This is a genomic window from Kitasatospora sp. NPDC057512, assembly GCF_042802135.1.
Lineage (GTDB): Bacteria > Actinomycetota > Actinomycetes > Streptomycetales > Streptomycetaceae > Kitasatospora.
This window is the reverse complement of the sequence record NZ_JBHVET010000385.1, coordinates 1-7,795: the sequence shown is the minus strand read 5'-3', so window position 1 is coordinate 7,795 and position 7,795 is coordinate 1. Positions and strand designations below refer to the sequence as shown.

Genomic DNA, 7,795 nt, shown 5'->3' with positions numbered 1-7,795 from the left:
GCGTGGGCTCAGGCCGCGGCGGGGAGCTCGTCGAGGCCCTCGGAGACGAGCTTGGCGAGGCGGTCGAGCGCGTCGTCGGCGTTCTCGGCGTCGGAGGCGAGGATGACCTCGTCGCCGCCCTGGGCGCCCAGGGCGAGGAGGCCGAGCATGGAGGCGGCGTTGACCGGGTTGCCGCCCGGCTTGGCGATGGTGATCGGCACGCCGGTGGCCGTGACGGCCCGGACGAAGACGGAGGCGGGACGGGCGTGCAGGCCCTCGGCCCAACCGATGGTGACGCGGCGCTCAGCCATGAGACGTGCCTTTCCGGTGAAGCTGGTCACGGCCGTGCTCGGTGAGCGGGGGGAAACGGCCATGTTGTCTAGACCAGTGTTGCACGCAGGCGGCCCCTGGGAACCGCAGCGTTCAGGACTTGTGATTGTTTCTTTTCGGGGCATAAACCCCGGTCGACGGCCCTGTCCACCCTGCCGTGAGCACGCGCCCGGCGCCATTCGGCCCGCCGCCGGATAACCTGACGAATGTGGAAGACCCCGCGGTGGCGAACCCCGCGCAACCCGACTATCCGCAGCACTGGGAAGCGGACATCCTGCTGCGTGACGGAGGTACGGCCCGGATCCGGCCGATCACCCCCGACGACGCCGGACGGCTCGTGGAGTTCTACGGGCAGGTGTCGGACCAGTCCAAGTACTTCCGGTTCTTCGCCCCCTATCCGCGGCTCTCCGACAAGGACGTCCGCCGCTTCACCCACCACGACTTCGTGAACCGGGTGGGCCTCGCGGTGGTGGTCCGGGACCGCTTCATCGCCACCGTCCGGTACGACCGGATCGACGCCGAGGGCCGCCCCTCCGAGACCGGCACCGACGCCGAGGTGGCCTTCCTGGTGCAGGACGCCCACCAGGGCCGCGGCGTGGCCTCCGCCCTGCTGGAGCACATCGCGGCGGTCGCGCAGGAGCGCGGCATCCGCCGCTTCCAGGCCGAAGTGCTGCCGGAGAACCGGAAGATGGTGAAGGTCTTCACCGACGCCGGCTACACCCAGCACCGCAGCTTCGCCGACGGCGTGGTGCACCTGGAGTTCGACCTGGAGCAGACCGACCGCTCGCTCGCCGTGATGCGCGCCCGCGAGCACCGCGCCGAGGCGCGCTCGGTGCAGCGCCTGCTCACCCCGCGCTCGGTGGCGGTGATCGGGGTCTCCCGCACCCCGCAGACCGTCGGCCGGGCCATCCTGCGCGACCTGCTGGGGGACGAGGCCCCGGCCGACCGCCCGGTGTATGCGGTGAACCGCAACGCCGCGCCCGGCACCGAGCTGGACGGCGTCCCGGTCCACCGTTCGATTCTGGACATTCCCGGGCCGGTGGACCTCGCGGTGATCGCCGTCCCCGAGGGCGCCGTCCCGGCCGCCGTCGCCGAGTGCGGCGCCCACGGGGTGCAGGGCCTGGTGGTGGTCACCGCGGGCTACGCGGAGACCGGCCCGGAGGGCCGGGACCGGCAGCGCGCGCTGGTCCGCCAGGCCCGCGCGGCCGGCATGCGGGTGATCGGCCCGAACGCCTTCGGCCTGATCAACACCGACCCCGAGCGCCCGCTGAACGCCTCGCTCGCCCCGCGCCTGCCCGGCCGCGGCGGCTTCGGGATCTTCTGCCAGTCCGGCGCGATCGGCGTGGCCCTGCTGGAGGCCGCCCACAAGCGCGGCCTCGGCGTCTCCTCCTTCGCCTCGGTCGGCAACCGCTCCGACGTCTCCGGCAACGACTTCCTCCAGTACTGGGCCGAGGACGAGGCCACCCAGGTGGTGCTGCTGTACCTGGAGTCCTTCGGCAACCCGCGCAAGTTCACCCGGATCGCCCGCCGGCTGGCCGCCGTCAAGCCGGTCGTGGTGGTCAAGGGCGCCCGGCACACCGGCAGCCTGCCGCCCGGCCACGCCGTCCCCGCCACCGCCACCGGCCTGCGCGACGCCACCGTGGACGCGCTGTTCGAGCAGGCGGGCGTCATCCGGGTGTCGACCATCACCGAGCTGTACGACACCGGCGAGCTGCTGGCCCAGCAGCCGCTGCCGCCGGGGAACCGGGTCGCGGTGGTCGGCAACTCCGACTCGCTCGGCCTGCTCACCTACGACGCCCTGCTCAGCGCCGGCCTGCGCCCGTGCACGCCCGTCGACCTCACCACCGCCGCGACCGGCGAGAACTTCCGGATCGCCCTGGACGTCGCGCTCGCCGACCCGGCCGTGGACGCGGTGATCGCCGTCGCCATCCCGCCGATCGGCACCTCCGCCCACGCCTTCATGGGCGGCCGGCTGACCGGTGAGGACGACCCCGCGATGGGCTCGGACGACCCGGAGATCGCCGCCGCGCTGCTCGAAGCCGGAGGCCGCGCCCGGGAGCTGGGCAAGCCGCTGCTGCTCACCCACCTGGCGCTGACCGACCTGCCGGTCCGGCTGCGCCCCGGCGGCATCCCCGCGTACGCGGCGCCCGAGCGGGCCGTGCACGCCCTCGCCCACGCCGTGCACTACGCGCAGTGGCGCCGCCGCACGGCCGCGGCGGAGGAGACGGCACGCGTCCCCGAGCTGGACCGGATCGACGAGCCCGGCGCCCGCCGGCTGGTGGAGGCGGCGCTGAGCACCCGGGCCGCGGTGGCCGCGCGCACCCAGCCCGGCGGCGCCCGGATCACCCTGTCCGAGACCGAGGCGCAGGAACTGCTGGCCCGCTACGGGATCGACGTCTCGCCGGTGCGACCGGCCCCGGACGAGGAGACCGCCGCCGCGGCCGCCGCGGCGCTCGGCTACCCGGTGGCCCTCAAGGCGACCGCCCCGCACCTGCGCCACCGCCCCGACCTGGGCAGCGTCCGGCTGGACCTGACCGACGAGGCGGGCCTGCGCCGCGCCCACCGCGAGCTGGACGCGCTGCTCGGCGGCGCCGCCCAGGCCGAGCTGGTGGTCCAGCGGATGGCACCGCGAGGCGTGGACACCGTGATCGCCGCCACGGTGGACCCGGCGGTCGGCGCGATCCTCTCCTTCGGCCTGGCCGGCGCCCCGGCCGAACTGCTGGGCGACACCGCGCACCGACTGGTTCCGGCCACCGACCAGGACGTCGCCGGGCTGATCCGGGAGGTGCGGGCGGCGCCGCTGCTGTTCGGCTGGCGCGGCGCCGAGGCGGTGGACACCGACGCGCTGGAGGAGCTGCTGCTGCGGGTGTCGCAGCTGGTGGACGACGTACCGGAGATCGCCTCGGTGGATCTCGAACCGGTGGTCGTGGCCCCGCACGGACTGGCGATCCTGGGGGCGCGGGTGCGGGTGGCGCCGCTGCCGGTCCGCAGCGATCTGGGCCCGCGCGCGATGAGCACGCTGTAACCTTCCTTGGTTGCGCCCTGCCCGGGCGCTGTTGTCCGAAGCTCGGCGCCGTGCCGCCCGCTTCGTCGGCGGACCATGCCAGGATGGAGATATGGCGAAGACCGGTACCACCACCACTCAGGACCTGCGCTCGGCTATCGAGCGCAGCGGCTACTACCCGGCCCTGGTGTCCGAGGCGGTCGAGTCCGCGGTGGGCCCGGAGCCGATCAGCTCCTACCTGGTGCACCAGGAGACGACCTTCGACGCCAACGAGGTGCGCCGGCACGTCACGGTGCTGGTGCTCACCCCGACCCGGTTCGTGGTGAGCCACACGGACGAGCAGTCCGGGGCCGAGGGCAGCCCGGCGGTGCCGTTCGCGACGACGTCGACGGAGAGCGTCCGGCTGGACCGGATCGGTTCGGTGGTGGTGAGCCGGATGGTGGCGAACCCGGAGACGTACACCCCGGGCACCCTGCCGCGCGAGGTGGTGCTGACGATCGGCTGGGGCGCGGTGCAGCGCCTGGACCTGGAGCCGGCCGGCTGCTCGGACCCGAACTGCGAGGCCGACCACGGCTACACCGGCTCGGCCACGGCCGACGACCTCTCCCTGCGGGTGAGCGAGGCCGGCGACGGCCCGGAGACGGTGTCCCAGGCGCTGGTGTTCGCCCGGGCGCTGTCCGACGCGACGATCAGCACCGGCCCGCGGGTCTGAGTTCCGCCGCTTCCGACCGACCGCACCGCTACGAATCCGGTTTCATGTCCTTCGTTCCTGCCGACGGCTACGACGCCTTCGAGATCCTTGACCCGGCCACGGCCCCCGCGCCCCCGTACGGCAGCGGTTCGCTGTGCGACCTGCTGCCCTCGGTGGCGGCGGGGCTGGGCGTCCCCGGGTTCACCGCGACGCTCCCGATCGCCCCGGCGGACCGGGTGGTGGTGTTCCTGGTGGACGGCCTGGGCTGGGAGCTGCTGCTGCGCCACCCCGAGTACGCGCCGTTCCTGTCCTCGCTGGCCGGGAGCTCGATGGGGGGCAGCGGCCGTCCGCTGACCGCGGGCTTCCCGTCCACCACGGCGACCTCGCTGGCCTCGGTCGGCACCGGTACGCCGCCGGGCCTGCACGGCCTGGCCGGGTACACGGTGGCGGTGCCGGGCGCCGGCTACCTGATGAACCAGCTGCGCTGGCAGCCGCCGACCGAGCCGCACGCCTGGCAGCCGTACCCGACGGTCTTCGAGCGCACCCACCAGGCCGGGGTGGCGACCGCGCAGGTCTCCTCCCCGCTGTTCGCCCAGACCCCGCTGACCAGGGTGGCGCTGTCCGGCGGCACCTTCCTCGGCCGCACCACGGGCGAGGAGCGGATGGACCTGGCGGCCTCCTGGCTGGCCGAGCACGACCGGGCGCTGGTGTACACCTACGTCAGCGAGCTGGACGGCGCGGGCCACCGCTTCGGCGTGGACTCGGACGAGTGGCGGATGACGCTGGACGCGGTGGACCGCCTGGCCCGTCGGCTGGCCGCGCAGCTGCCGCCGCGTTCGGCGATGTACGTGACGGCCGACCACGGCATGATCGACATCGCGCCGGAGGACCGGATCGACTTCGACGAGGACTGGGAGCTGGGCGCCGGCGTCGCCCTGCTCGGCGGCGAGGGCCGGGCCCGGCACGTGTACGCGGTGCCGGGGGCCGCGGCCGACGTGCACGCGGTCTGGAGCGAGGTGCTGGGCGACCGGATGTGGGTGGCCACCCGGGACCAGGCGATCGCGGCGGGCTGGTTCGGTCCGGCCGTGGACGAGCGGGTGTACGCGCGGATCGGCGACGTGGTCGCCGCGGCGCGCGACGACATCGCGATCACCGCCTCCCGCAACGAGCCCGGCGAGTCCGCGATGATCGGTCTGCACGGCTCGATGACCCCGGTCGAGCAGTTCGTGCCGCTGCTCGAAGTCCGCGGCTGAGTCGCTCGATCGACTCTTCTGTGCCCGAATTCCCTTGATGTGAAAGGCCCTTGCTCCACCCATGGCTGAACTGGTGTTCTTCTCGGGCACGATGGACTGCGGCAAGTCGACGCTGGCGCTGCAGATGGACCACAACCACACCGCGCGCGGCCGGCAGGGCGTGATCCTCACCCGCAACGACCGGGCGGGCGCGGCGACGATCTCCAGCCGGCTGGGCCTGCGCGCCGACGCGGTCGAGGTGACGGACGACTTCGACTTCCACGCGCACGTGGTGCACCGGCTCTCGGCCGGCGGCCGGGTGGACTACCTGATCTGCGACGAGGCCCAGTTCTTCGCCGCCGAGCAGGTCGACCAGCTGGCCCGGGTGGTGGACGAACTGGACATCGACGTCTACACCTTCGGGATCACCACCGACTTCCGCACCCGGCTGTTCCCGGGCTCGCAGCGGCTGATCGAGCTGGCCGACCGGGTGGAGGTGCTCCAGGTCGAGGCGCTCTGCTGGTGCGGCGCGCGGGCCACCCACAACGCCCGGACGGTCGGCGGGGTGATGGTGGTCGAGGGCGCCCAGGTGGTGGTCGGCGACATCTCGGTGGACCGGGACGAGGTCGGCTACGAGGTGCTGTGCCGCCGCCACCACCGCCGCCGGCTGACCGCCGCGACGGCGCACGCCTCGGTGCTCTCCCCGGACGTGCTGCCCTTCGAGGAGCAGCAGGCCTGAGAGCCAGGCCCTAGGGAAGCACCTCCAGGACGGAGAAGTGCCCGCCCTGCGGGTCGGCCAGCCGGGCGGCGCGGCCGCGGGCGGTGTCGTGCGGTTCGACCAGGACCCGGCCGCCGAGTCCGAGCGCGTGCCGGGCGGTCAGCGCGGCGTCGCGGACCACGAAGTGGGTGCGCCAGCGCGGCGGGTGGCCGCGCAGCTCGGCGCGGTGCCGGATGCCGGCGACCGGCCGCCCGTCCACCAGCAGTGCGGTCTCCTCCGGGCCGGAGCGGACCGGGCGGTCGAGGACGGTGGAGTAGAAGCCGGCGGCGCCCTCCGCGTCGGGGGTGAGCAGTTCGGCCCAGGCCGGGGCGCCCGGTTCGCGGCCGGCCTCCCGACCGAGGTGCTCCTCGCCCTGCCAGAGGCCGAAGACCGCGCCGGAGACGTCGGCGGCGATGGCCATCCGCCCGGCGCGCTCGGCCTGGAGCGGCCCGACGGCGACGGTTCCGCCGCACTCGCGGACCAGCTGGGCGGTGCGGTCGGCGTCGTCCACGGCGAAGTAGGTGGTCCACTGCACCGGGAAGCCGGTGGCGGTGGAGACGCCGAGGCCGGCCACCGGTGCCCCGTCGAGCTCGGCCCGGACGTAGTCGCCGAGCTGGCCGGGCCCGGGCGCGTACGTCCAGCCGAGCAGGGCGCCGTAGAACGCGCGGGCGCCGGGCAGGTCGTCGGTCAGCAGGCTGACCCAGCAGGGCGTGCCCTGGGCCAGTCGGAGTTCCACCGCGGGCAATGCGGGCCTCCTCGTCGGTGGTTGGCGCACGGAAATCCTCGCGCGCGAGGGTGATGCTTCCACCCTGGCGGGCGCCCAACCCTCGGGCCGCGCGGAAAGTCCGGCAAAAGACCCCACAAAGAGCGACGGGTCGGGCGTGTCCCGCGGATTCCCGTCGGATCCGCGTCGGATCCCGCCGGGTCCGGGGCGGCCGGGATCCCGAAGACCCGCCGCCGGGGCGGCGCTGCGCGACAATGGCCGCCATGACCACCACCTACAACGACGGTTCCCCGCTGATCTCCGCGGCCGGGCTGCGGGAGGCGCTGGCCTCCGCGCTGCCGCCGGTGCTGCTGGACGTCCGCTACCAGCTGGTCGGTGCCGCGCCGGGCGGCCCGACCGCGGCCGAGGAGTACCGGGCCGGTCACCTGCCCGGCGCCCACTTCGTGGAGCTGGACCGGGACCTGGCGGCCCCGCCCGGCGCTCCCGGCCGGGGCGGGCGCCACCCGCTGCCGGATCCGGAGGAGTTCGGCGCGGCGATGCGCCGCTTCGGGGTGAGCGCGGGGCGCCCGGTCGTGGTGTACGACGGCGCGGCCTCGATGGCGGCGGCCCGGGCCTGGTGGCTGCTGCGCTGGGCCGGGCACCGGGACGTCCGGGTGCTGGACGGCGGCTTCGCGGCCTGGCAGGCGGCGGGGCTGCCGGTGACGGCCGAGCTGCCGGAGCCCGGGGAGGGCGACTTCAAGCCGGTGCCGGGGCAGCTGCCGACGGTGGACGGGGACGGCGCCGCGGCCTGGGCCCGCCGCGGCCTGCTGCTGGACGCCCGGTCCGGGGAGCGCTACCGGGGCGAGACCGAGCCGGTGGACCCGCGGGCCGGGCACGTTCCGGGCGCGGTCTCGGCGCCAACGGCCGGGAACGTGGGCCCGGACGGCCGGTTCCGGCCGGCCGCCGAGCTGGCGGCCCGGTTCCGTGAGCTGGGTGCGGGGAAGCGGGAGACCGCGGTGTACTGCGGTTCGGGCGTGACGGCGGCGCACCAGATCCTGGCGCTGGAGGTGGCGGGCCTGCCGGCCACGCTGTACCCGGG

Annotated in this window: 7 protein-coding genes; 5 read left to right on the top strand and 2 right to left on the bottom strand. The window is 74.9% G+C overall.

What is annotated here, in order from left to right:
- Nucleotides 1–8 precede the first annotated feature (8 nt).
- The gene (locus tag ACFU6K_RS23595) at nt 9–290 is read right to left on the bottom strand and encodes an HPr family phosphocarrier protein (protein ID WP_360355341.1); all 282 of its coding nucleotides are present in this window, start codon (nt 288–290) and stop codon (nt 9–11) included.
- A 227-nt stretch (nt 291–517) separates the two neighbouring features.
- Here ACFU6K_RS23595 and ACFU6K_RS23590 point away from each other — a divergent pair, with 227 nt between their 5' ends.
- The 4 genes from ACFU6K_RS23590 (at nt 518) to ACFU6K_RS23575 (ending at nt 5,975) form a co-directional block, all read left to right on the top strand.
- A complete protein-coding gene (locus ACFU6K_RS23590; protein WP_380666065.1) occupies nt 518–3,334 on the top strand; it encodes a GNAT family N-acetyltransferase in 2,817 nt (938 codons plus the stop codon).
- A gap of 91 nt (nt 3,335–3,425) precedes the next feature.
- A complete protein-coding gene (locus tag ACFU6K_RS23585; protein WP_049653318.1) occupies nt 3,426–4,025 on the top strand; it encodes a DUF5998 family protein in 600 nt (199 codons plus the stop codon).
- 44 nt (nt 4,026–4,069) lie between these two features.
- Nucleotides 4,070–5,257 (top strand): alkaline phosphatase family protein, encoded by a 1,188-nt coding sequence (locus ACFU6K_RS23580; protein ID WP_049653320.1) that lies wholly within the window; start codon nt 4,070–4,072, stop codon nt 5,255–5,257.
- Nucleotides 5,258–5,318: 61 nt separating this feature from the next.
- Nucleotides 5,319–5,975: a thymidine kinase gene (locus ACFU6K_RS23575; protein ID WP_049653322.1), complete on the top strand. Its 657-nt coding sequence runs from the start codon at nt 5,319–5,321 to the stop codon at nt 5,973–5,975.
- A gap of 10 nt (nt 5,976–5,985) precedes the next feature.
- On the opposite strand, the gene ACFU6K_RS23570 is transcribed toward ACFU6K_RS23575, so the two are convergent.
- Nucleotides 5,986–6,729, bottom strand: a complete 744-nt coding sequence (locus tag ACFU6K_RS23570; RefSeq protein WP_380666068.1) for a VOC family protein — start codon at nt 6,727–6,729, stop codon at nt 5,986–5,988.
- Between the two features lie 251 nt (nt 6,730–6,980).
- On the opposite strand from ACFU6K_RS23570, the gene ACFU6K_RS23565 reads away from it, so the two are divergent.
- On the top strand, nt 6,981–7,795 hold an 815-nt coding region (locus tag ACFU6K_RS23565; protein ID WP_380666062.1), incomplete at its 3' end, for a sulfurtransferase.